21 protein-coding genes are annotated in these 21,177 nt (G+C 69.7%); 11 read left to right on the forward strand and 10 right to left on the reverse strand.

Annotated features, from left to right (window positions below; translation table 11 throughout):
- Positions 1 to 111: 111 nt before the first annotated feature.
- Positions 112 to 726 (reverse strand): TetR/AcrR family transcriptional regulator, encoded by a 615-nt coding sequence (locus QH276_RS30990; protein ID WP_280406990.1) that lies wholly within the window; start codon positions 724 to 726, stop codon positions 112 to 114.
- Positions 727 to 857: 131 nt separating this feature from the next.
- On the opposite strand from QH276_RS30990, the gene QH276_RS30995 reads away from it, so the two are divergent.
- Entirely contained in the window at positions 858 to 1,700 is an 843-nt protein-coding gene (locus QH276_RS30995) for an SDR family NAD(P)-dependent oxidoreductase (RefSeq protein ID WP_280398226.1), read from the forward strand.
- Here QH276_RS30995 and QH276_RS31000 read toward each other — a convergent pair.
- Entirely contained in the window at positions 1,655 to 1,885 is a 231-nt protein-coding gene (locus tag QH276_RS31000) for a hypothetical protein (RefSeq protein ID WP_280398225.1), read from the reverse strand. The two genes, QH276_RS30995 and QH276_RS31000, sit on opposite strands and share 46 nt — an antisense overlap.
- 84 nt (positions 1,886 to 1,969) lie before the next feature.
- On the opposite strand from QH276_RS31000, the gene QH276_RS31005 reads away from it, so the two are divergent.
- Positions 1,970 to 2,557, forward strand: coding sequence for a TetR/AcrR family transcriptional regulator (locus QH276_RS31005; RefSeq protein WP_280398224.1), 588 nt, complete (start codon positions 1,970 to 1,972; stop codon positions 2,555 to 2,557).
- 58 nt (positions 2,558 to 2,615) lie between these two features.
- On the opposite strand, the gene QH276_RS31010 is transcribed toward QH276_RS31005, so the two are convergent.
- Positions 2,616 to 4,373 (reverse strand): proline--tRNA ligase, encoded by a 1,758-nt coding sequence (locus QH276_RS31010; RefSeq protein WP_280398223.1) that lies wholly within the window; start codon positions 4,371 to 4,373, stop codon positions 2,616 to 2,618.
- A gap of 360 nt (positions 4,374 to 4,733) precedes the next feature.
- Here QH276_RS31010 and ehuB point away from each other — a divergent pair, with 360 nt between their 5' ends.
- The 7 genes from ehuB to QH276_RS31045 all read left to right on the forward strand — a co-directional run bounded on the left by ehuB (position 4,734) and on the right by QH276_RS31045 (position 11,765).
- Positions 4,734 to 5,618, forward strand: a complete 885-nt coding sequence (gene ehuB / locus QH276_RS31015) for an ectoine/hydroxyectoine ABC transporter substrate-binding protein EhuB (RefSeq protein WP_280398222.1) — start codon at positions 4,734 to 4,736, stop codon at positions 5,616 to 5,618.
- A gap of 73 nt (positions 5,619 to 5,691) precedes the next feature.
- Positions 5,692 to 6,444, forward strand: coding sequence for an ectoine/hydroxyectoine ABC transporter permease subunit EhuC (gene ehuC / locus QH276_RS31020; protein ID WP_280398221.1), 753 nt, complete (start codon positions 5,692 to 5,694; stop codon positions 6,442 to 6,444).
- A 43-nt stretch (positions 6,445 to 6,487) separates the two neighbouring features.
- Positions 6,488 to 7,135, forward strand: coding sequence for an ectoine/hydroxyectoine ABC transporter permease subunit EhuD (ehuD, locus tag QH276_RS31025; RefSeq protein ID WP_280398220.1), 648 nt, complete (start codon positions 6,488 to 6,490; stop codon positions 7,133 to 7,135).
- Between the two features lie 46 nt (positions 7,136 to 7,181).
- Positions 7,182 to 7,937, forward strand: a complete 756-nt coding sequence (ehuA, locus tag QH276_RS31030; protein ID WP_280398228.1) for an ectoine/hydroxyectoine ABC transporter ATP-binding protein EhuA — start codon at positions 7,182 to 7,184, stop codon at positions 7,935 to 7,937.
- Between the two features lie 70 nt (positions 7,938 to 8,007).
- Positions 8,008 to 8,751, forward strand: coding sequence for a peroxide stress protein YaaA (gene yaaA / locus QH276_RS31035; protein WP_280398219.1), 744 nt, complete (start codon positions 8,008 to 8,010; stop codon positions 8,749 to 8,751).
- Between the two features lie 254 nt (positions 8,752 to 9,005).
- Entirely contained in the window at positions 9,006 to 10,277 is a 1,272-nt protein-coding gene (cobA, locus tag QH276_RS31040) for a uroporphyrinogen-III C-methyltransferase (RefSeq protein WP_280398218.1), read from the forward strand.
- 6 nt (positions 10,278 to 10,283) lie between these two features.
- A complete protein-coding gene (locus QH276_RS31045; RefSeq protein ID WP_432278597.1) occupies positions 10,284 to 11,765 on the forward strand; it encodes an MFS transporter in 1,482 nt (493 codons plus the stop codon).
- A gap of 22 nt (positions 11,766 to 11,787) precedes the next feature.
- Here QH276_RS31045 and QH276_RS31050 read toward each other — a convergent pair whose 3' ends face one another.
- Together QH276_RS31050 and QH276_RS31055 are read right to left on the reverse strand one after the other, a co-directional pair.
- On the reverse strand, positions 11,788 to 12,198 hold the full coding sequence (locus tag QH276_RS31050) for a PPOX class F420-dependent oxidoreductase (protein WP_280398216.1): 411 nt from the start codon (positions 12,196 to 12,198) through the stop codon (positions 11,788 to 11,790).
- A gap of 40 nt (positions 12,199 to 12,238) precedes the next feature.
- Entirely contained in the window at positions 12,239 to 12,895 is a 657-nt protein-coding gene (locus tag QH276_RS31055) for a DUF305 domain-containing protein (RefSeq protein WP_432278596.1), read from the reverse strand.
- A 327-nt stretch (positions 12,896 to 13,222) separates the two neighbouring features.
- Between QH276_RS31055 and QH276_RS31060 the strand changes: the two genes are divergently transcribed.
- Both QH276_RS31060 and QH276_RS31065 read left to right on the forward strand, forming a co-directional pair.
- On the forward strand, positions 13,223 to 14,353 hold the full coding sequence (locus tag QH276_RS31060) for a phosphotransferase family protein (protein WP_280398214.1): 1,131 nt from the start codon (positions 13,223 to 13,225) through the stop codon (positions 14,351 to 14,353).
- Between the two features lies 1 nt (position 14,354).
- Positions 14,355 to 15,485 carry a hypothetical protein gene (locus QH276_RS31065; RefSeq protein ID WP_280398213.1) on the forward strand — a complete coding sequence of 377 codons (1,131 nt, stop codon included), beginning with the start codon at positions 14,355 to 14,357 and terminating at the stop codon, positions 15,483 to 15,485.
- Positions 15,486 to 15,544: 59 nt separating this feature from the next.
- Here the strand turns inward: QH276_RS31065 and QH276_RS31070 are convergent, their stop codons facing one another.
- From QH276_RS31070 to QH276_RS31090, 5 genes are all read right to left on the reverse strand, one after another.
- Positions 15,545 to 15,931 carry a cobalamin biosynthesis protein gene (locus QH276_RS31070; RefSeq protein ID WP_280398212.1) on the reverse strand — a complete coding sequence of 129 codons (387 nt, stop codon included), beginning with the start codon at positions 15,929 to 15,931 and terminating at the stop codon, positions 15,545 to 15,547.
- Positions 15,928 to 17,541 (reverse strand): cobyrinate a,c-diamide synthase, encoded by a 1,614-nt coding sequence (locus QH276_RS31075; protein WP_280398211.1) that lies wholly within the window; start codon positions 17,539 to 17,541, stop codon positions 15,928 to 15,930. The genes QH276_RS31070 and QH276_RS31075 overlap by 4 nt, the downstream gene beginning before the upstream one ends.
- A 58-nt stretch (positions 17,542 to 17,599) precedes the next feature.
- Complete coding sequence (cobO, locus tag QH276_RS31080; protein ID WP_280398210.1) at positions 17,600 to 18,214, reverse strand: cob(I)yrinic acid a,c-diamide adenosyltransferase; 615 nt, start codon at positions 18,212 to 18,214, stop codon at positions 17,600 to 17,602.
- 189 nt (positions 18,215 to 18,403) lie between these two features.
- Complete coding sequence (locus QH276_RS31085; RefSeq protein WP_280398227.1) at positions 18,404 to 20,464, reverse strand: VWA domain-containing protein; 2,061 nt, start codon at positions 20,462 to 20,464, stop codon at positions 18,404 to 18,406.
- A gap of 57 nt (positions 20,465 to 20,521) precedes the next feature.
- Complete coding sequence (locus QH276_RS31090) at positions 20,522 to 20,971, reverse strand: GNAT family N-acetyltransferase (RefSeq protein WP_280398209.1); 450 nt, start codon at positions 20,969 to 20,971, stop codon at positions 20,522 to 20,524.
- Between the last annotated feature and the right edge of the window lie 206 nt (positions 20,972 to 21,177).

Genomic DNA, 21,177 nt, shown 5'->3' on the forward strand with positions numbered 1-21,177 from the left:
CTGTTCCATGACGCCAGACGATTCGGTCGGCGCTCCGCCGGAGGCCTCGGTTCTGACCGAGTTCACCGGTGGTGTTGCGCAGCTGACCCTCAACAACCCCCGTCCGCCCCCCTACCCGGCCGCGCCCGCCGCGCCGCCCCCCGCCACCGCCTCGGCGTCGGGCAGCGCATCGACGCCGAACTGGTAGCGCGCCGACAGCCCGCCGGTGAGCAGGGCCGCCCATTGCGTGGCGGCCGAGTCGGGGTCGTCGAGACGCAGCGTGCCGGCCAGCGCGAGACGGGCGAACCGGTCGGCCAGCGCACGCGCGACGCGGCCGGATACCTCGTCGACGATATCGGTCAGATCCGGGAACTGCCCGGCCTCGGCACATATCAGGCGCCGCAGCGCGCGGGATTCCGGGCTGCAATAACACCGGACCAGCTCGGCGCCCACGGCGCGGAGCGTGGCCGGAAAATCGGCACCGGGCTCGGCCAGCCGGTCGGCCACCGCCAGATTCGCCTGCAGCGCGGCCTCGGACAACGCGTGGACGGCCTGCCGGAAGATTTGTTCCTTGTCACCGAAGTGGCTGTACACGGTGGCTTTGGCGACCCCCGCCTCGGCGGCGATCTGATCCATCCGGGTCTGCGTGTACCCGGCGCGCGCGAAGACCCGGAATGCCGCGGCGAGGATCGCCTGCTGCTTGTCCACACGTCCGCGTGGGCGCCGGGCTACGTCTGGAGAAGTCACAAGCGAATTCTAGACCCGACCGGATGGTTTTCCGGACCGGCCGGTGCATCCACTCGGTGCTCAATCTAGACTCATGAGTCTAGCTCGGCAGACCGATAAGTCTTCCGAACGCGTCACCGAAGGGAGTTCGCATGAAAACCGTGGTCGTCACCGGCGGAACAGACGGCATCGGCAGGGCGCTGGCCCGCACCTATCTCGAACGAGGCGAGCGGGTCGTCGTCATCGGCCGGAGCCCGGACAAGGCCCGCACGCTCATGGCGGCGGCGAGCCGGCTGGGCGCCGCCGATCGCCTCGAATTCCTTCGCGCCGACCTGAGCCTGGTCGCCGAGAACTACCGCGTTCTCGATCAATTGCGGGAATCCCACCCGGTCGTGGACATACTGGTCCTCGGCGCCCGGTACTACCGGTCGACCCGCAGCGTGACCGCGGAGGGTTTCGAGGCATCCTTCGCGCTCTTCTACCTCAGCCGCCACCTCTTGACGTACGGCCTGGCCGGCAGCCTGCAACGAGCCGCTACGCCGACGATCCTGGACCTGTCCGGTCCCGGCGGCGATATCTCCCGGCTCCGCTGGGCAGATCTGCAGTTCAGCAGTTCCTACGATCCCGACGCGGTGATGCACCAGTGCGGCAAACTGAGCGATCTGCTCGCCGTCGCGTTCACCCGGGATCATCCGGACAGCCGCATCCGCTACCTACTGCTACACCCCGGCCTCACTGCCACCGGTTTCACCGGTGACTACTCGGATACCGACCGCGCCGTCGTCGCCGATATGCGGCGGCGGGGCCAGCCCGTCGAGGCCGCCGTTACCCGCATCCTGCGCCACCTGGACCATCCGCCTTCGGCACCGTTGTCGGCGTATATGCAGGACACCCCCGTCGACACCGCGGGCCCGGCGTTCGACCCGCAGGCCGCGCGGCGCCTGCGGGATCACACCCGGGAACTGCTCACCGCGGCCGGGTTCGCGAAACACTGACCGAACGCCGGCACCGTCGGCTCATCCACCGTGAGCACCGCCCGCCGCACGACCGGCCGCCGGGCCGGCGCCGGCGCCTCCGGGCGGGCGGCGGTATCCGGCACACCGTGCCGGATACCGTTCGCAAGATGCACCCCCAGGGCGAAGTCCCGTAACGCGAGAATCACCGTCCGTGCCGCTCCCATGACCACCTCCACTACACAGGTCTGTGAAGTTGCTGCCAGGTATAGACTAGGTTCACAGACCTGTGAAGGCAAGGGGATCCGGAGATGTCCACACCCGCGCACGACGCGAACACGGCACTGACCCCGGCGGCGCAGCGGATACTCGATACGGCCGCCGAGCTCTTCTACACGCGCGGTATCCACGCGGTCGGTGTCGACACCATCGCCGCCGAATCCGGCGTCACCAAACGCACCCTCTACGACCGCTTCGGTTCGAAGGACGGATTGCTGGTCACCTATCTCGAACAGCGCGATCGCCGCTGGCGCGCCCTGGTCGAGTCACGCCTCGCCGAACGCACCGACCCGGTCGAGCGGGTGCTGACCCCGTTCGACGTGCTCCCCGAATGGCTTCCCGACAGCAGCCGGGGATGCAGTTTCATCAACGCCTTCGCCGAACTCCCCGAACCCGACCACCCCGGCCGGCAGGTGATCGTCGCCGAGAAAACCTGGCTGTACGACCTGTTCGACCGATTACTCACCGAGGCCGGCAGCAGCGACCCGGCGACCGCGGCGGTGCAATTGCTGAGCCTGCACGAAGGGGCGATCGTCAGTTACGCCATCACCGAAAAGCACACCGCGCCCGCGGCCGTCCGCAGCGCCGCCGAGCAGCTGGTGCGACTGGCGATGGCGTGACGGGACACCGTACCGGGCGGGGGTATCGCCCACCCGCCCGGTACGGACTCGTCCGGTCTCAGCCCCGGATGCGGGCGAGTACCTCCGGCACCGCGGAATCGGCCGGGATATCGAGGGTTTCGCCGGTGAAGCGGTCACGCAGTTCGACCTTGCCCTCCGCCCAGCCCCGGCCGATGACCAGGACATAGGGCATACCGAGCAATTCGGCGTCCTTGAATTTCACGCCCGGTGAGGCGGTGCGGTCGTCGAAGAGGATGTCCAGGCCCTGGGCATCGAGGGCGGCGACGACTTCTTCCGCGCCGGCGCGGGCGGCGTCGTCCTTGTTCGCGATCACCACGTGCACGTCGTAGGGGGCGACCTCGGCCGGCCAGCGCAGGCCCTTGTCGTCGTGCTGCTGTTCGGCGATCACCGCGACCAGGCGCGAGACCCCGACCCCGTAGGAACCCATGATCAGGCGCACCGGCTTACCGTTCTCGCCGAGCACATCGACCTCGAAGGCATCGGTGTATTTGTAGCCGAGCTGGAAGATATGCCCGATCTCGATACCGCGCGCCGAGACCAGCGTGCCGCGGCCGTCGGGCGAGGGATCGCCGTCGCGAACCTGCGCCGCCTCGATGGTGCCGTCGGGCGTGAAATCGCGACCGGCGACCAGGCCGACCACGTGTTTGCCGGGCGCGTCGGCGCCGGTGATCCAGGAGGTCCCGGTGACGACCCGCGGGTCGACCAGGTAGCGGACGCCATTGGCCTGCAGTGCCTTCGGGCCGATGTACCCCTTGACCAGGAAGGGATTGGCGGCGAAATCGGCGTCGTCGAGCAGTTCGACCTCGGCCGGTTCGACCGAGGCGCCGAGCCGCTTGTCGTCGACCTCACGATCGCCGGGGACACCGATACCGACGATTTCGCTCTTACCGTCCGGGTGCCGCAGCTTCACCATGACGTTCTTCAATGTGTCGGCGGCGGTGACCGGGCGACCCAGCTTTTCGCCGATACCGGCGGCGTTGGCCCACTCGACGAGCGTGGCGATGGTCGGGGTATCCGGAGTGTCGTACACGATCGCCTCCGGTTGCCCGTCCAGCGGCAGCGGTTCGGGCGCGGGGGTGACCACGGCTTCGACATTCGCCGCATATCCCGATTCCCGGCACACGACGTAGGTGTCCTCGCCGACGGGGCTGTCGGCGAGGAACTCCTCGGAGGCGCTACCGCCCATGGCGCCGGAGGTGGCGGCGACGATCACATACTTCACCCGGAGCCGGTCGAAAATGCGCTGGTAGGCCTCGCGGTGGGCGTTGTAGCTGGCCTTCAGACCGGCTTCGTCGAGGTCGAAGGAGTAGGAGTCCTTCATAACGAACTCGCGGCCGCGCAGGATACCGGCGCGGGGACGTTCCTCGTCGCGGTACTTGGCCTGGATCTGGTACAGCGTGACGGGCAGATCCTTGTAGGAGCTGTACTCGCCTTTCACGGTGAGCGCGAACAACTCCTCGTGGGTGGGGCCGAGCAGCATATCGGCGCCCTTGCGATCCTGCAGGCGGAACAGTGCGTCACCGTATTCGGTCCACCGGTTGGTGGCCTCGTAGGGGTCGCGCGGCAGCAGGGCGGGTAGTGAGATCTCCTGCGCGCCGATGGCGTTCATCTCCGCGCGGACCACCTCCTCGACCTTGTGCAGCACCCGCAGGCCCAGCGGCAGCCACGAGTACACACCCGGCGCGATCCGGCGCACATAGCCGGCGCGCACCAGCAGCTTGTGGCTGGGCACCTCGGCGTCGGCGGGGTCGTCGCGCAACGTACGGAGGAAGAGGCGGGAGAGGCGGGTGATCACGGTTGCTCAGCGTAGACCCTGCCCGATCGGCGCCGGCACCCGATCACCCCTCTCCCGCCCGGCGCGTCGCGTACGGGTCCGCGCCGGTCGCGGCAGGTTTCCGGCGAACTCCGGTCACCAACGCCAATAACGCGGAAAACACTTTTCGATAACTTTTCCATATACATATTTTGAACTTCTCTTTGCGGGTTCATTGCGGCGCCGAGAGTCGGACCCGGACGCCACTAGGGTTCGATCCACCGGGAATTCCGCCTGAATCGTTCCCGAACAAATGAAAATGGCCGCTGACCTCTGTGCCCCCAGCGCCGCATATCGACACCGGAGAGCCTGCGTCAGCGCCCCGTGGAAAGGTCGGCCGAGATGGGAACCAAGAAATCAAGGGCGCGCGCTATCGCACTCGTCGCGGGGGCGGTACTGACCGCGGCCACGCTGTCGGGCTGCACCAAAACCGATACGACAGGTAGCGGCGAACTGTTGCAGTCCTTGCGGGACAAAGGCACCGTCACCGTCGGGTTCGCCGGCGAGGCACCGTATTCGTTCGAGGAGAACGGCCAGCTCACCGGGGCTACGGTCGCCCTGCACCGGGAAATCTTCCGCAATCTGGGAATCGAGACGGTCGAGGGTGTGCAGACCGACTTCGGGGCGCTGATCCCCGGCCTGCAGGCGCAGCGGTTCGACGCGGTGAGCGCGGGCATGTCGATTCTGCCCGAGCGCTGTGAGCAGGCCGCGTTCAGCGAGCCGGAGTTCATGTACACCACGGCGCTGATGGTGAGGAAGGGCAACCCGCTCGGGCTCACCGATATGCAGTCGATCAAGGACAAGGGCGCCAAGATGGCGGCGATGACCGGCGCCATCGAATCCGACTACGCGGCGTCGCTCGGTATCGACGCCACCCAGGTCGGCAGCCCGCAGGACGGGATGGACGCCGTGACCTCGGGCCGCTCCGATGTTTTCGCGCTCACCGCGATCTCACTGAACTGGCTGGCCGACCACAACCCGGACGCGCAGGTGGAGGTCACCGAATCGTTCGTGGCCGAAATCGACGGCAAACCCCAGATCGGGGCCGGTGGCACCGTGTTCCGCACCGACGACAGGGATCTGCTCGACGCCTACAACGCGGAACTGGCCAAGATCACCTCGGACAAGGACAAATACCTCTCGATCGTCGGTGAGTTCGGCTTCACCGAAGCCGAACTGCCCGATCCGGAACTGACCACCGCCAAGCTGTGCGCGGGCGATATCTGACCGTGCCGGTGGACAACTCCACAGCGGCGGGGCTCCCCCGGTGGCCGGCCGGGCCGGAAGGGAGACACCGCCGGTGAGTAATTTCGACGCCCTCGCCGAGGCATGGCCGCGGATCCTCGACGGGATCCTGATCACCCTGGAACTCACCGCCGGCGGGGCCGTGCTGGCCTTCGTCCTCGCGCTCGCTCTGGGCACGACGGCGCGGGCGCACAGCCTCGCCGTCCGCGGCCCGGCCCGGGTACTGATCGAATTCTTCCGGGGGACCTCGCTGCTGGTGCAGATCTTCTGGCTCTTCTATGTGCTGCCGCTGCTGGGTTACCAGCTCGACCCCGTGTTCTGCGGCATCCTCGCACTCGGCCTGAACTACGGGGCCTACGGCGCGGAAGTCGTTCGCGGAGCCCTGAATTCGGTGCCGAAACCACAGGTCGAGGCCGCCGTAGCGCTGGGATTCAGCCCGTGGCAGCGGCTACGCCGGGTGCTGTTCCCGCAGGCGTGGGCGATGATGATCCCGCCGCTGGCCAACCTGCTGGTGCATTTGCTCAAGGGCACCGCTGTGGCGTCCTATATCACCCTGCAGGACTTGACCTTCGAGATCGAGAAGTTGCGCGACAGTACCGGCGACACCCTGTTCGCCTTCGGGATCGGCCTGCTGATCTACTTCGTGATCGCCTACCTGCTCAGTCTCGGAATGAATCTGCTGGAAGCACGCGCCAAACACAGACTGGGCCGCGGACCCTCGCTGCGCGAAGTGCTACGCCTGGCTCCCGATACCTCCCTGGACGCGGTCGCGGGCACCGCGTCCACCCGGCAGAAGGTGGCGCCATGACGCGATATGACACCTCCGCCGCCCAGGACCGGAAGGAGGCCCGGTGACCGTCGAATGGAGTTGGGAGCGGGCCGGCGACGCGCTGCCGGTGCTGTGGGACGGATTCCGGATCACCTTGCTGGCGACAGTGCTCGGATTCGCGATCGCCGCGGTGATCGGGCTGATGATCGCCATCGTCCGGCGCACCCTCCCACGCTGGATCGCGCTGCCGGTGCATGCCGTGAGCGAGTTCATCCGGTTCACCCCGCTGGTGGTGCAACTACTGTTCGCCTACGCGCTGCTGCCGCAGTTCTCGGCCCTGCAGATCGGGGTCGTGGTGCTGGGTATCCACTACGCCGGGTACCTCGCGGAGGTGTACCGCGCCGGCATCGACTCGGTACCGGCGGGCCAGTGGGAGGCCGCGCGGGCGCTGTCGCTGCCCCCGGCGCGCACCTGGCGGGCGGTGATCCTGCCGCAGGCCATCCGGGCGAGCGTGCCCGCCCTCGGCACCAACGCGGTATCGATGTTCAAGGACACCCCGTTCCTGTTCGCCATCACCGTGGTGGAACTGGTGACCGCCGCACAGCAATTCGGGGCCCGCCACTACGCATACCTCGAGGCGATGACCTTGGCCGGCGTGTTCTTCCTGCTGGCCAGCTACCCGACCTCGGTGCTGATCAGACGACTGGAGAAGCGACTTGCCTACTACTGAACCGGTCTCCGGGACACCGGCCGGCAGCGCCGCGGAGGCGCGGCCGATGATCGAATTCGACGGCGTGGTCAAACGCTTCGGCGATCTGGTGGTGCTCGACCAGCTCGATTTCACCGTCCGGCGCGGCGAGAAGGTCACCCTGATCGGGCCGTCCGGCTCCGGGAAGACCACTATCCTGCGGCTGCTGATGACCCTGGAAACCGTGAGCAGCGGGGTCATCCGGATCGACGGTGCCCCGCTCACCCACGAACAGCGCGGCGGCACACTGGTGCCCGCCCGGGAAAAGCATCTCCGGGAGATGCGCAAACAGGTGGGGATGGTGTTCCAGCAGTTCAATCTCTTCCCCAATATGAACGTGCTGGAGAACATCACCGAGGCGCCGATCCATGTCCTCGGGAAATCTCGCGACGAAGCGAACCGGCGCGGCCGGGAACTGCTGGAGATGGTGGGGCTGGCGGACAAAGCCGGCGCACATCCGTCCCAGCTCTCCGGTGGTCAGCAGCAGCGGGTGGCGATCGCTCGCTGCTGCGCCATGGACCCGAAGATCATGCTGCTCGACGAGGTGACCTCCGCACTCGATCCGGAATTGGTCGGCGGGGTGCTCGATGTGCTGCGGGAACTCGCGGAGACCACCGATATCACCATGCTCATCGTCACGCACGAGATGGGGTTCGCCCGCGATGTCTCCGACCGAGTGCTGATGTTCGACCAGGGCCGGATCCTAGAGGAGGGCCCACCCGACCGGATATTCAACGCACCCGAACACGAACGCACCCGGGAGTTCCTGGACGCCGTGCGCTGAGCCGCGACACGTGGTGAGGTGTACCGGCGGCGAGTCCGTGAGTGCACGGGAACGGGTACCCTGACCGCTCGTGCTGGTGCTGTTACCTCCTTCCGAGACCAAATCCGACGGCGGTACCGGCGGCCCCCTCGACCTGGGTGCGCTGGCCTTCGATTCGCTCACCGAGATCCGCGACGGTTTGGTCGACGACCTGGTGAAACTGGCCGGCGATCCCGACGCCGCCCGGAGGGCGCTCGGGCTGGGCAAGAACGCCGAGCTGGAGCTGGCCCGCAACGCCGCACTGCGCAGTTCTCCCACCCGCCCGGCGCTGGAGCGCTACACCGGGGTCCTGTACGACGCCCTGGACGCCGCCTCGTTCACCCGGGTGCAGCGCGCCAAGGCCTACGCCCGGCTCGCGATCGGATCGGCACTGTTCGGTGCGGTCCGCGCCGGCGACCCGATTCCGGCCTATCGGCTCTCGGGCGGATCCACGCTACCGGGCCGCCCGACGCTGTCGGCGGTCTGGCGCGACCATCTGGTGCCGGCACTGCACGAAGCGACCGCCGGAGATCTGGTGGTCGACCTGCGGTCGGGCGTCTATCAGCAACTCGGCCGGGTGCCGGGGGCGGTCACCGCGACGGTGCTCACCGAACACCCGGACGGCTCCCGCACGGTGGTCAGTCATTTCAACAAACATCACAAGGGCCTGCTGGCCCGCGCGCTGGTGCTGACCCGCGCCGAACCCACCGATATCCGCGGCCTCGCCCGGGTCGCCCGGAAGGCGGGGTTGCGTATCGAGGTCGCCTCGGAGACCGAACTGATCGTCCTGACCTGATCCGCGCCCCCGAGACCGCGCTCGATCACCGGGTCTCCGGGGCGGAGGCTCGCCGATAACACCTTTCCGCTGCCGGCGCCGGTCCGGCGACGGCCCTCGCCCGTCGACCCCGCGTCCGTGCCGGCGGAGCGGGCCGGATCGGTAGCCGGTGCCGGTGGCGAGCCGGGGCGGCCGAACACGCTGTCCCCGCAACGGCGAGGGGTCCGGCGGGCGGCTGCGGCAGGGCGCTCGGCCGGAAAGTAGGCTCGCACCTTGTGCCGAACACGTCAGCCGATACCGACCACCTGTCCGCCGGGGATTCGAACTACCTGGTGGGGCTCGATCTGAGCGGACGGCGGGTCGTCGTCGTCGGGGGTGGCAGTGTGGCGCAGCGGCGGCTGGGGCTGCTCATCTCCTCGGGCGCCGTCGTGGAAGTGATCGCCCGGGAGGCCACGCCCGCAGTCGAGGGAATGGCGACCGGCGGCCGGATCACGCTCACTGTGCGCGATTACGCCGACGGGGATCTCGACGGCGCCTGGTACGCGATCGCCTGCACCGACGAACCCGAGACCAATGCCGCTGTCGTCGCGGAGGCGACCCGGCGCCGGATTTTCTGCGTCCGCGCCGACCATGCCCAAGCCGGTACGGCGGTCACGCCCGCGACCGCCCGCTACGACGGCATGACCCTGGGCGTGCTGGCCGGCGGCCGGCACCGGCGGTCGGCCGCCGTGCGCACCGCCCTGCTGGAGGCGTTGCAATCGGGTGTGGTGACCGACGACGCGACGCCGATGACACCGGGGGTCGCGCTGGTCGGCGGCGGGCCGGGCGATCCGGATCTGATCACGGTGCGCGGCCGGCGCCTGCTGGCCCGTGCCGATCTGGTGGTCGCCGACCGGCTGGCCCCGCCGGAACTGCTGGCCGAACTCGGACCGGATGTGGAGGTCGTGGACGCGGCGAAGATCCCGTACGGGCGGGCGATGGCCCAGGACGCGATCAACACGGCGCTGATCGAGGGGGCGCGGGCCGGGAAATTCGTGGTCCGGCTCAAAGGCGGTGACCCGTATGTGTTCGGACGCGGTTACGAGGAGCTCGAGGCCTGCGTCGAGGCCGGCGTGCCGGTGACCGTGGTCCCGGGCGTGACGAGTCCGATCTCGGTGCCGGCCGCCGCCGGTATTCCGGTCACCCACCGCGGCGTCACACATGAGTTCGTGGTGGTCAGCGGGCATATCCCACCGGACCATCCGGATTCACTGGTCGACTGGCCCGCCCTGGCGCGCCTGCGCGGCACGCTCGTTCTCATGATGGCCGTGGAGCGGATCGCGCAGTTCGCGACCGTGCTGCGCGAGGGTGGCCGCCCGGCCGATACGCCGGCGACGGTGATCCAGGAGGGCACGCTGCGTGGCCAGCGGGTGCTGCGGGCGACACTGGCGGATGTGGCCGAACGCGTCCGCGACGAGGGCATCCGGCCCCCCGCGATCGTTGTGATCGGGCCCACTGCCGGGTTCACCGCCGCCCCGGTCGCCGACGCTACCCGTCGGTTACAGTGACCCACTGTGCTCGATAACCCCCCGGCTGTGCAGTATCCCGTGACGAAGCGAGCCTTCGGCCTCGCCATCCTCGTCCTGAGCGGATTACAGCTGATGGTGGTGCTGGACGGCACCGTGGTGATCCTGGCTCTCCCCCGCCTGCAGGAAGAGATGGGCCTGTCCAGTTCGGGCAGTGCGTGGACCATCACCGCCTACGGTCTCCCCTTCGCGGGATTGATGTTGCTCGGCGGCCGCATCGGTGATTCGTTCGGCCGCCGGCGCATGTTCATCCTCGGTGTCGGCCTGTTCACGCTGGCCTCGATGCTGTGCGGCCTGGCCCAGGGCGAACAGATGCTCGTCGCGGCCCGCGCCTTCCAGGGCACCGGCGCCGCGCTCGCCGCCCCCACCGCGTTCGCGCTGGTCGCCAGCACCTTCGCCCCGGGAAAGGTACGTAACCAGGCCTTCGCCATCTTCGGCTCGATGGTGGCGCTGGGCTCGGTCGGCGGGCTGGTGATCGGCGGGGCGCTCACCGAGGCCAGCTGGCGCTGGATCTTCCTGATCAATGTGCCGATCGGGGTACTCATCGTGATCGGCGCGCTGGTCGCGCTGCGCGATACCGGCCATCACCGGCTCACCCTTGATGTGCGCGGCGCTTTCCTCGGCACCCTGGCGTGCGCCCTGATCGTCTGGGGCGCCACCGAGGGACCGGAACTCGGCTGGGGCAGCCCGCTGGTCTACGGCACCCTGATCGCCGGCGCGGTACTGCTGCCGGTTTTCGTTCTCGCGGAACGGACGGTGGACAACCCGCTGCTGCCGTGGACGCTGTTCGACAGCCGCGACCGGGTCGCCACCTTCGTGGTGATCCTGCTCGCCAGCGGCATCTTGGGCGCCACCACATACTTCGCGGGCCTGTTCGTCCAGAACGTGGTGGGTTACAGCCCCCTGGTGGCCGGTGTTTCGTTCATCCCGTTCACCGTCGGCGTCGGCGTCGGCAGTGCGATCGCCACCCGCCTGGCGCTGCATATCGCACCCCGCTGGCTGCTGGTGGGTGCGGCGGTGGTGCTGATGGCCGGGCTGGGTTACGGCTCGACACTGGACGGCGGCGTCGGCTACTGGACCACCCTGCTGCCGCTGTTCCTGGTGATCGGTTTCGGCATCGGGGTCGCCATGGTGCTGATCCCGCTGTGTGTTCTGGTCGGCGTCCCACCGGACGAGATCGGCCCGCTGTCGGCGATCGGCCAGATGTTCCTGAACCTCGGCACCCCGATCGCCATCGGCGTCCTGACGCCACTGGCCGCCTCCCGGACCCTGTCCCGGGGCGGCACCGACGGCAAACCCGCCCAGATGACCCCCGCCGAGATCGCCGCCCTCGGCGACGGGTACACCCTGGCCATGTTCGTCGCCGCCTGCGGCGCGTTGCTCGTCGGCCTGATCGCGCTCACGCTGCGCTACACCGCGGCCGAAGTGGCCCGCGCCCAGCACGCCCAGGACGAGGCCCAGGCCGCCTGAGCCCGCCCTGGTCCGTTCCGTTCTACAACCGTCCGGTGATCTTTTGCGGGGTGATTCGCACGGTCACGCGCGGGCCGTCGTTCACGGCGTCGGGATTGAAATCGGCGTAGTCCTGACCGGTGTACTTGCGGGATATCCGGTTGCCGACCACCATCTCGGGATCGGGAGTCAGTGTTGCGGTGCCTTTGACCTCGGCGTAGAGGTAGGGATTGCCGGGTGCGGTGATGAGCACCGAAATCCGCGGATCACGGGCGAGATTGCGGCCCTGCACCCGGTCGGTGGTGGTGGAGTAGAGCAGTTCCTCGCCGTCGCGGTCCAGCCAGGTGACGGTCTGATGCGGATGTCCGTCGCGGCCCACGGTGGCCACGGTGACGAACAACCGGTTCTCGTCGATGATCTGCTTCAGGGTGTCCGGCAGCGCAAGTGTGCTCATAGCTACGGGTAACCGCCTCGGGCAGGCGATCATTCCGGGTTCAGCCGGGCGGCGCGCTGTCCAGTTGTGTGCGGAGCAGCGCCATCAGCCCGGATTCCTGGGTCTGCCCGGTGATCATTTCGCGGGCAACCTGTTTCACCACACCGCCCGGTAGCATCGCGTCGGCGACCCGGGCCATGGCGACACCACCGTCGTGATGGCTCTGCATGAGCTGCAGGAACAAGATCGAAGCGGTCCGGCCGCGGGCCGCGGACAGGGCGTCGAGCTGCTCCTGGGTCGCCATACCGGGCATGGTGTGTCCGTCGGCGGGGTGCGCGGCGGCTCCGTCGTGGGCGGCGTGGTCCGCCTGCGCGGTGTGCCTGCCGTGCGCTCCCTCGGGCATCCAGCCCATCGGGTCGCGATTGGCCACCGGTGCGCCGGCGAGCCGCAACCACCCCAGCAGGGTGCCGAGTTCGGCCCGCTGGGTGTCGTCGATCTGCTGGGCCAGGCTCCGGACGGCGGGCTCGGCGCCGGGGTCGAGCCGCTGCACCATGATCAGCGCCTGATGGTGATGCGCCGCCATATCCTGGACGAATCCCAGTTCGACGGCCGACAGTATTCGCGGGGGTGCGGGGTCGTCGATGAACAAGGGCCGGATCGCCGCGCCCAGTACCAGGAACACCACGGCCGCAACGGCATACGCGATCCCCGTGCGCACGCGCCTCACAACCGGCCCCGGCCCGCGCATCGGCGGCCGCGGGCGTCCGGCTCGGCCGGGTTCACCCGGCGGATCGGCTCGACCATTCCCACCTCCTGTACGGCCCGGCGACCGGTACCCGGACCGTGCTGGGGATTATGGCCGTCCCCGGCCCCGCGCGTGGCGATACCGCCGATACCGGGTACGTGTTCGGGGTGAATCGCCTCCGCCCCGGAGTGAAACACGTTACAGTCTGCGGCACGTGGGCGGCCGGAATCACGGCACCACCAGCACCGCAGCGCCGGTCCGGGCCCGCGCACCATGGCCGAGGGCGGCAGGAGGACGACGATGCCCGACGAGATAGATCCCACCGAACATCTGCAGCTCACCACCAGTGAACGCGATCTGGACACCCTCGCCGCCCAGCTCACCGGCTGGTTGCAGGGGCGGACCGGGGCCGACGAACCGCCGGTGATCGCGTCGCTGAGCCGGCCGCAGTCCGGTGGGCTGTCCAGCGCGTCGGTGCTTTTCGATGCGCAGTGGCGGGTCGCGGGCGAACCGCACCAGGGGTCGTTCGTCGCCCGGATGGTGCCGGAGGAAGGCGCGTTCCCGGTGTTCCGGGACTACGATTTGCCGTTGCAATATCGGATAATCGGCGAGATCGCCGCACAGACCGATATTCCCGTCCCGCGGTTGCGCTGGCTGGAAACCGACAGCGATATCTGCGGTGCGCCGTTCTTCGTCATGGACCGCGTGAACGGCCGGATCCCCGGCGACAACCCGCCGTATGTGTTCGCGGGCTGGCTGTACGACGCGACGCCCGCCGAACGGGCCGAGCTGACCGGCAACACCCTCGATATCCTGGCCCGCATCCACGCGATCAGCGAACCGGCCCGGCGTTTCCCGGAATTGGACGGACCCGGCCCGGCGCTGCGCCGCCACCTCACCGCCCAGCGCGACTTCTATCGGTGGGCGCTGGCCGACGACGGCTACGAGATCCCGTTGATCGAGCGCGCTTTCGACTGGCTGGAAGCACACTTTCCCGACGATCCCGGCCCGGATGTGCTGAGCTGGGGCGATGCCCGGCCCGGAAATATCATCTACGACGGCTGCACTCCCATCGCGGTCCTGGACTGGGAGATGGCGGCGCTGGGCCCGCGCGAACTCGACCTGGCCTGGATGATCTTCCTGCACCGCTTCTTCCAGGACATCGCCACCAACTTCGGTATGCCCGGACTACCCGATTTCCTGCGCCGCGACGAGGTGGTCGCACAGTACGAGCAGCTGACCGGGCACACCGTCCGCGACCTGGATTTCCACCTCACCTACGCCGCGCTGCGGCACGCGATCGTGATGGCCCGGATCAAACGCCGCATGATCCATATGGGTGAGGACACCACCCCCGCCGACCGGGACGACTACATCATGCACCGGGCGAGCCTGGCGGCCATGCTCGACGGCACCTACGGATGGGACTGATATGAGCGAAACCACCGACCGATCACCGGCTTCGGCGCCGGGACCGCTGGACGAGTACCCGATCCACCAGACTCCGCTGCCGATCGCCCGCGCCGCCACCAGCGACCGCAACTTCTACGACCGCAGCTATTTCAACGCGCACAACCGCGACGGCGCGACCATGCTGGTCACCGGTTTCGGTGTCTACCCGAACCTCGGGGTCGTCGATGCCTACGCGGCGGCCCGCCGCGGTGACGAGATCACCTCCGTGCGCTTCTCCGACGCCCGCAGCGACCGGAGCCTGGACATGGCCGTGGGCGGATACCGGATCGAAGTGGTCGAACCGTTGCGGACGATCCGGGTGCTCTGCGACCACGAGGAACTCGGCCTGGACCTCACGTGGACGGGGTCGTTCCCCGCTGTCCAGGAACAGCCGCATGTGATGCTCGCCGGCAACCGCCCGACGCTCGACGCCTCGCGGTTCGCGCAGGTCGGCTCGTGGTCCGGCACGATCTCACTCGGCGGCTCGGATATCGCGGTCGATCCGGACGTGTGGCTGGGTACCCGGGACCGGTCCTGGGGTATCCGGCCGGTCGGCGAGTCCGAACCACCCGGCCGGGCCGCGGCCGAGGGCGCGGGCGGATTCTGGTGGCTGTACGTACCGCTGCGCTTCGACGATTTCGCAGTAGTGGTGATCCTGCAGGAGAACCCGGACGGTTATCGCACGCTCAACGACGCGGTCCGGGTGTTCCCGGACGGTTCGGTCGAACAGCTCGGCTGGCCGCGCGTCGGCATCGACTACCGGTCCGGCACCCGGCATCCGGAGTCGGCGAGCCTGGAACTGCGCACCCCGGAAGGGAAACCGCTGACCATCGATATCCGAACCGTCGCCGGGATTCCGCTGCATATCGGCTGCGGCTACGGCGGCGACCCGGACTGGCAGCACGGCCAGTGGAAGGGCCGCGACTGGTCGTCGGCGACCCGCTACGACCTCACCGACCCGGCGATCGCCGGCCGCATCCCCTGGGGCGTGACCGACCATATCGCGCACGCCCGCTGCGGTGACGCCGAAGGCTGGGGCCTGTTCGAACACGCCAGTATCGGCCGCCACGACCCCACCGGTTTCGCGGACCTGCTGTCGGTCGCGCCCTGAGTGCCCGGCCCGGCCGGTCGCACCACGCCGCGGGCGCGGCAGAATGGACCGCCGATATCTCAGGTCGCCGCGGCCGCAGCGATCACCACGCCCGATACCACCCGGCGCGGGACGAGCAAGGGACCGGCACCGGCCAGCAGCGCCGCGGCTTCGGCCACGCCGGGAATGCCGAGTGCCGCGACAACCCGATCGGAGGGGTTCGGCACCCGGACACTCGCCAGCCGATCGGCCGCAAAACCGTACAGCGGCACACCGAGAATCTCCGACGCTCGGCGCAATCCGGGCTCTTCGGCGCGCCGGTCGACAGTGGCGAGGCAGGCGATCCGCGCGCGGGGTAAACCCGTGGCCAGCGCCGCGAGAATATCGCCGGCGGGCCACCCGGGTCTCAGCCCGAGCCCGACAGCGAGCGACGGCAGCACGGGGCCGGTGGTCTCCGGGGAACTCACCCGATACGTCCGGCGGCAGCGGCGCCCCGGTGGGCGCGTGCGGCCGCCACGAAACGGTGCACCGCGGCCGGGTTACCCGCCGGATGAGTGTGCAGGTAGGAAGCGTGAACCCGGTGCACGAGGGCACCTTCACGGGTCGGCGTCCGGTCCGCCCGCCAGCCCCAGGCCGGCGACAGGGTGCCGGACGCGACGAGCCGGGTCCGGTGGAACTCGTGGCCGAACACCCGTTCCCCGGCCCGCCAGAGCGGGGAATCGGCCAACGCGACCGCCTCCCGGTAACCGAGGGTCAGGCGGGGCCCGAATTCGGCGACGGCGTCGAGAACACCGGCCATCGGGTGACCGTCCAAGGATTGGGTGAGATACAACAGTCCGGCGCATTCGGCGTGTACCGGCAACCCGTGCCGCGCCCGTGCGGCCACCTCGGTGCGCAGCACGGTGTTGGCGGCCAGTGCCTCCGCGTGTTCCTCCGGGAAGCCACCCGGCAGCACCAGCCCGGCGGCACCCGCCGGCAGCGGATCGTGCAGCGGGTCGAACACCACCACCTCCGCCCCCGCCGCGGCGAGCAACTCCCGGTGCTCGGCATAACCGAAGGTGAACGCGGGACCACCGGCCATGGCGATCAGCGGACGCGGGCCCCCAGCGGATCCGACAACCGCTGCCGTATCGGGCTCCACCGCACCGTTCACCCGGGACGATCCGAAAGCACCTGCAGTCGTCCCAAGACCGGCGGTTCCCGGCGCGGCCGCCCGGCCACTCGCATCCGGCCCGGCCGATGCCCGGTACACACCGGCCGCGGCGGGTACCGGCGCGCTCGGCCCGGTGGCTGCCCCGGAGGCGCCCACGCCCGTCGCATCCACCACGCTTCCGGCCGTCACCGGATCCCACTCGGTACCCGGGCCCGGCGTCGCGGCCTGGGCGGCCACAGCGGCGAGGTCGATATGGCGCGCGACCAGATCGGTCATGGCCTCGACCGCGCGCAGGGCGGCGGTGCCGTGTTCGATCGCGGGGATCAGGCCCAGATGCCGGGAGGGGACTTCGAGTTCGGCCAGCCGGGGCAGGGCGCCGAGAACCGGCAATCCGACGCGATCACAGGCGGCGCGCAGGACCTGTTCGTGCCGCTCACTACCGACCCGGTTCAGGATCACACCGCCCAGCCGAACCCCGGTATCGAAGGTCGCGAATCCGTGCAGCAACGCGGCCAGGCTCTGACTGTGCCCGCGCGCGTCCACCACCAGAATCACCGGCAGGCCGAGCAGGCTCGCGACCTGAGCGGTGGATCCCTCGGCGACCGGATCGTCCGACTGATCATCGATCCGGCCGTCGAACAGCCCCATGACGCCCTCGACGACCGCGAGATCGCAGCCGCGGGAGCCGTGGCGGTACAGCGGCGCGATCCGCTCCCGGCCGACCAGTACCGGGTCGAGGTTGCGCCCCGGTCGCCCGGCGGCCAGGCCGTGGTAGCCGGGGTCGATGTAGTCCGGTCCCACCTTGAACGGCGCGACGCGATGCCCGGCCCGGCGTAGTGCACCGACGAGCCCGGTCGCGACGGTGGTCTTACCGCTGCCCGAAGCCGGTGCGGCCAAGACGACCCCGGCAGCGCCGGAACTCATCGGGGTCCACCGGCTACGCCGGGACCGTGCGCCCGCGGGCACCGGCCGGCCGCGCACCTCACCATTCGATACCTCGCTGCCCCTTGCGCCCGGCGTCCATCGGATGGCGCACCTTGGTCATTTCCGTGACCAGATCGGCGACCTCGATCAGCGCCGGTGGCGCATCGCGGCCGGTGATCACGACATGCTGGTTCCCGGGCCGGCTCCGCAGGGTCTCGACGACCTCGTCCACCTCGACCCAGCCCCATTTCAGCGGATAGGTGAATTCGTCCAGGACGTAGAACCGGTGTTCCTCGTCCTTCAGCCGCCGCGCGATCTCCCGCCAACCGGCCAGCGCCGCGGCGGCATGATCGGTCTCGGTGCCGGCCTTACGACTCCACGACCAGCCTTCGCCCATCTTGTGCCATTGCACCGGCGCCCCCGCGCCGGTTTCCTCGTGCAGCCGGCCGAGCTCGCGGAACACGGCCTCCTCGCCGACCTTCCATTTCGCGCTTTTCACGAACTGGAATACCGCGAGATCGAACCCCTGGTTCCATGCCCGCAGCGCCATCCCGAACGCCGCCGTGGATTTACCCTTGCCCGGGCCCGTGTGGACGGCGAGCACCGGCTGGTTTCGGCGTTGCCGCGTGGTGAGCCCGTCATCGGGCACATTCTCCGGCACCCCTTGGGGCATCTGATCTCCTCGGTCTCATCGGATTCGCATGGGTCTTCGCTCATGCTGTGTCGATAGGCATGAGCGAGGGCCCTGCGTGGTGACGCTGCGCTACCGCCTCCGGGCCTGACTCGCTCACGCTGTGTCGATCGGGCATGAGCGAGGGCCCTGCGTGGTGACGCTGCGCTACCGCCTCCGGGCCTGACTCGCTCACGCCGCGCGAACACCCGCTCCGGCGCGGACGGTGTCGGCGACCGCAGAACCGGTGAGTTCGGTGAGCCGGACCACCGTGCCGCGCAACGCCGCCGCCAGGTCGGCCGCCAGGCCCAGCCGCACCATGCCGCGTTCGCAATCGATGACGATCGAGGCCACGCCCTCGCGGGCCAGCAGGGCCGCGCTCGCCCGGGCCCGGGGCACGGGATCGGTGCCACCGGTCGCGCGGCCGTCGGTGAGCAGCACCAGCATCGGGCGGCGGCGCGGGTCGCGGACCCGTTCCCGGCGCACCACGTCGTGCGCTTTCCGCAGCCCCGCGGCGAGCGGTGTCTTCCCGCCGGTACGCAGACCGCTGAGCCGCCGCACCGCGATATCGGTCGACGAGGTCGGCGGCAGCACCAGTTCGGCTTCGCTGCCGCGCACCGCGATCACCGCGACCTTGTCACGTCGCTGGTAGGCATCGCGCAGCAGGGTGAGGACCGCCCCGGTCACCGCCGACAGCCGGTCGCGGGCGGCCATGGAACCGGAGGTGTCCACCACGAACACCACCAGATTGCCTTCCCGCCCTTCGCGATACGCGCCGCGCAGATCAGGCGCCGCCAGCCGCAGCGGCCCGCCCCGCCGGCCGCGGGCCCACTGCTGCGGCGCCGCGGCCTGCAGCGTGCCGAGCAGATGCAGGCCGCCGGTGAGGTCGGGAGTCGCGTTGACAACCCTGCCGTGGCGGGTCCGGGCGCGAGAGCGGCGACCGGGAGCGCCCTCGCCCAGCCCCGGTACTTCCCAGTGCGGCGGCCGGACGGGCGCGGCGACCGGTGCCGCGGCCTGTCCCGTCCCCGCGGTGCCACCAGGCCCCGGCTTCGCGCCGGATTCGCCGGAGGGACGGCCGCCGCCGGGACCGTCGGGGTCGTCGTCCGGCTGCTGCCCGGCACCGCCGCCGGGACCGTCCGGATCGTCGTCCGGCTGCTCGGGACCGCCGGAACCCTCCGGGTCGTCGCCGGGCCGGCCGGTTCCGTTACCGCGGCTGTCATCCGGCGCCCCGGCCTCCGAATCGCCGCGCTGTTCGGTTTCCGGCTCGGCCTGATCGGCGGCCGCCCGCATCGCCTCGTCCAGTTGTTCGGGTGTGATCCCCGGTTCGTCGAACGGATCGCGCCGACGCCGGTGCGGTAGCGCCAGTTCGGCCGCGATCCGCACATCGTCGGCAGTCACCGCGGCGCGCCCGCACCAGGCGGCGTGCGCGGTGGCGGTCCGGGCGACCACCAGGTCCGCGCGCATCCCGTCCACGTCGAAGGACGCGCAGACCGCCGCGATCCGGCGCAGTTCCACATCGTCGAGCGCGGTACCGGGCAGCCGGTCGCGCGCGGCGAGTATCCGGTCGGCGATCTCGGCGTCCGCGGGCGCGTAGGCGGCGGCGAATCCGGCCGGGTCGGCCTCGTAGTCCAGGCGGCGGCGCACCACGGCCATCCGCACATCCACCTCGCGGGAGGCGGTCACGTCCACGGTGAGACCGAAACGGTCCAGCAGCTGCGGGCGCAGTTCGCCTTCTTCCGGGTTCATGGTGCCCACCAGCACGAACCGGGCCGGATGGGAATGCGAGACCCCGTCGCGTTCGATATGCACCCGGCCCATCGCCGCGGCGTCCAGCAGCACATCCACCAGGTGGTCGTGCAGCAGATTGACCTCGTCCACGTACAGCACACCGTGATGGGCCGCGGCCAGCAGACCGGGCCGGAACGCCTGCTCACCGTCGCGTAGTACGCGCTCGAGATCCAGCGAACCCACCACCCGGTCCTCGGTGGCGCCCACCGGCAGTTCCACCAGCCGCGCCGGCCGGGCCCCCGTTTCGTCGACCACCGGCGGCAGCAACCGGGCCAGTGCCCGCACCACAGTGGATTTCGCGGTCCCCTTCTCGCCGCGCACCAGTACCCCGCCGATCCCCGGATGCACCGCACACAAGATCAGCGCGAGCTGCAGCTGTTCCTGACCGATCACCGCCGAGAACGGGAAACCTGCCTCGCTCTGGGCACCGGCGGCTGCGAAGGACGGGGGTTCGGGCCGGGCGATATCGGTAGAGGACACGGCCCCACTCTAAAACGTGCCGTGGGGCGTGCCCGGCCTCCCCTACCCGCGGCGCATCGGTACGTGCGCGACACCGTCCTCGACGAACTCCGCGCCGTCGACCTCGAATCCGTGTTTGGTGTACAGGTCGATCAGGTAGGTCTGCGCGTTCAGCCGGACCGTATGCGACCCTGTTTCGGCGAGCGCGGCCTGCAGCAGCCGGGTGGTGTAGCCGTGCCCGCGGGCCTCCACGGCCGTGCACAGTCGTCCGATGCGGAACGATTTCACACCGTCGTCGTGCTCTTCGAGCAGCCGCAGGGTCGCGATCACCACGCCCTCGTCGTCCAGCCACAGATGCCGGGTCTCCGGCAGCAGGTCCTGGCCGTCCAGTTCGGGGTACGCGCATTTCTGCTCGACCACGAACACTTCGACACGCAGCTTCAGCAGCTCGTACAGGGTGGCGGTATCGAGATCCTGCGCCCATGACCGTCGGAGTGCAACCGTAGACATCATCGCGCCTTGCTATCACACCTTCGCGCCGGATGCACGCGAATGCCCCCAGCCGCGCGCAGCGTTGCCTGCGCAGCAGGACGCGGGGCCCCCCCCAAGGGGGGGGGGGGGGGGGCGCGGAGCCCCAGAGAAGGGAGAAGCGGCCGGGGGGGGGGGGGGCGGGGGCCCCCCCCCCGGGGGGGGGGGGGGGGTGGGGGGGCGAGGACACC

The sequence above is a fragment of the Nocardia carnea genome (assembly GCF_029869215.1).
Taxonomy (GTDB): Bacteria; Actinomycetota; Actinomycetes; order Mycobacteriales; family Mycobacteriaceae; genus Nocardia; species Nocardia carnea_B.

Bases quoted from the DNA above. Each gene is read 5' to 3' on its own strand.
- QH276_RS31000 (WP_280398225.1), bottom strand. From the start codon at position 1,885: ATGGGAGCGGCACGGACGGTGATTCTCGCGTTACGGGACTTCGCCCTG.
- QH276_RS31005 (WP_280398224.1), top strand. From the start codon at position 1,970: ATGTCCACACCCGCGCACGACGCGAACACGGCACTGACCCCGGCGGCG.
- ehuA (WP_280398228.1), top strand. From the start codon at position 7,182: ATGATCGAATTCGACGGCGTGGTCAAACGCTTCGGCGATCTGGTGGTG.
- QH276_RS30995 (WP_280398226.1), top strand. From the start codon at position 858: ATGAAAACCGTGGTCGTCACCGGCGGAACAGACGGCATCGGCAGGGCG.
- QH276_RS31050 (WP_280398216.1), bottom strand. From the start codon at position 12,198: ATGAGCACACTTGCGCTGCCGGACACCCTGAAGCAGATCATCGACGAG.
- ehuB (WP_280398222.1), top strand. From the start codon at position 4,734: ATGGGAACCAAGAAATCAAGGGCGCGCGCTATCGCACTCGTCGCGGGG.
- QH276_RS31060 (WP_280398214.1), top strand. From the start codon at position 13,223: ATGCCCGACGAGATAGATCCCACCGAACATCTGCAGCTCACCACCAGT.
- QH276_RS31065 (WP_280398213.1), top strand. From the start codon at position 14,355: ATGAGCGAAACCACCGACCGATCACCGGCTTCGGCGCCGGGACCGCTG.
- cobO (WP_280398210.1), bottom strand. From the start codon at position 18,214: ATGCCCCAAGGGGTGCCGGAGAATGTGCCCGATGACGGGCTCACCACG.
- QH276_RS31075 (WP_280398211.1), bottom strand. From the start codon at position 17,541: ATGAGTTCCGGCGCTGCCGGGGTCGTCTTGGCCGCACCGGCTTCGGGC.
- QH276_RS31090 (WP_280398209.1), bottom strand. From the start codon at position 20,971: ATGATGTCTACGGTTGCACTCCGACGGTCATGGGCGCAGGATCTCGAT.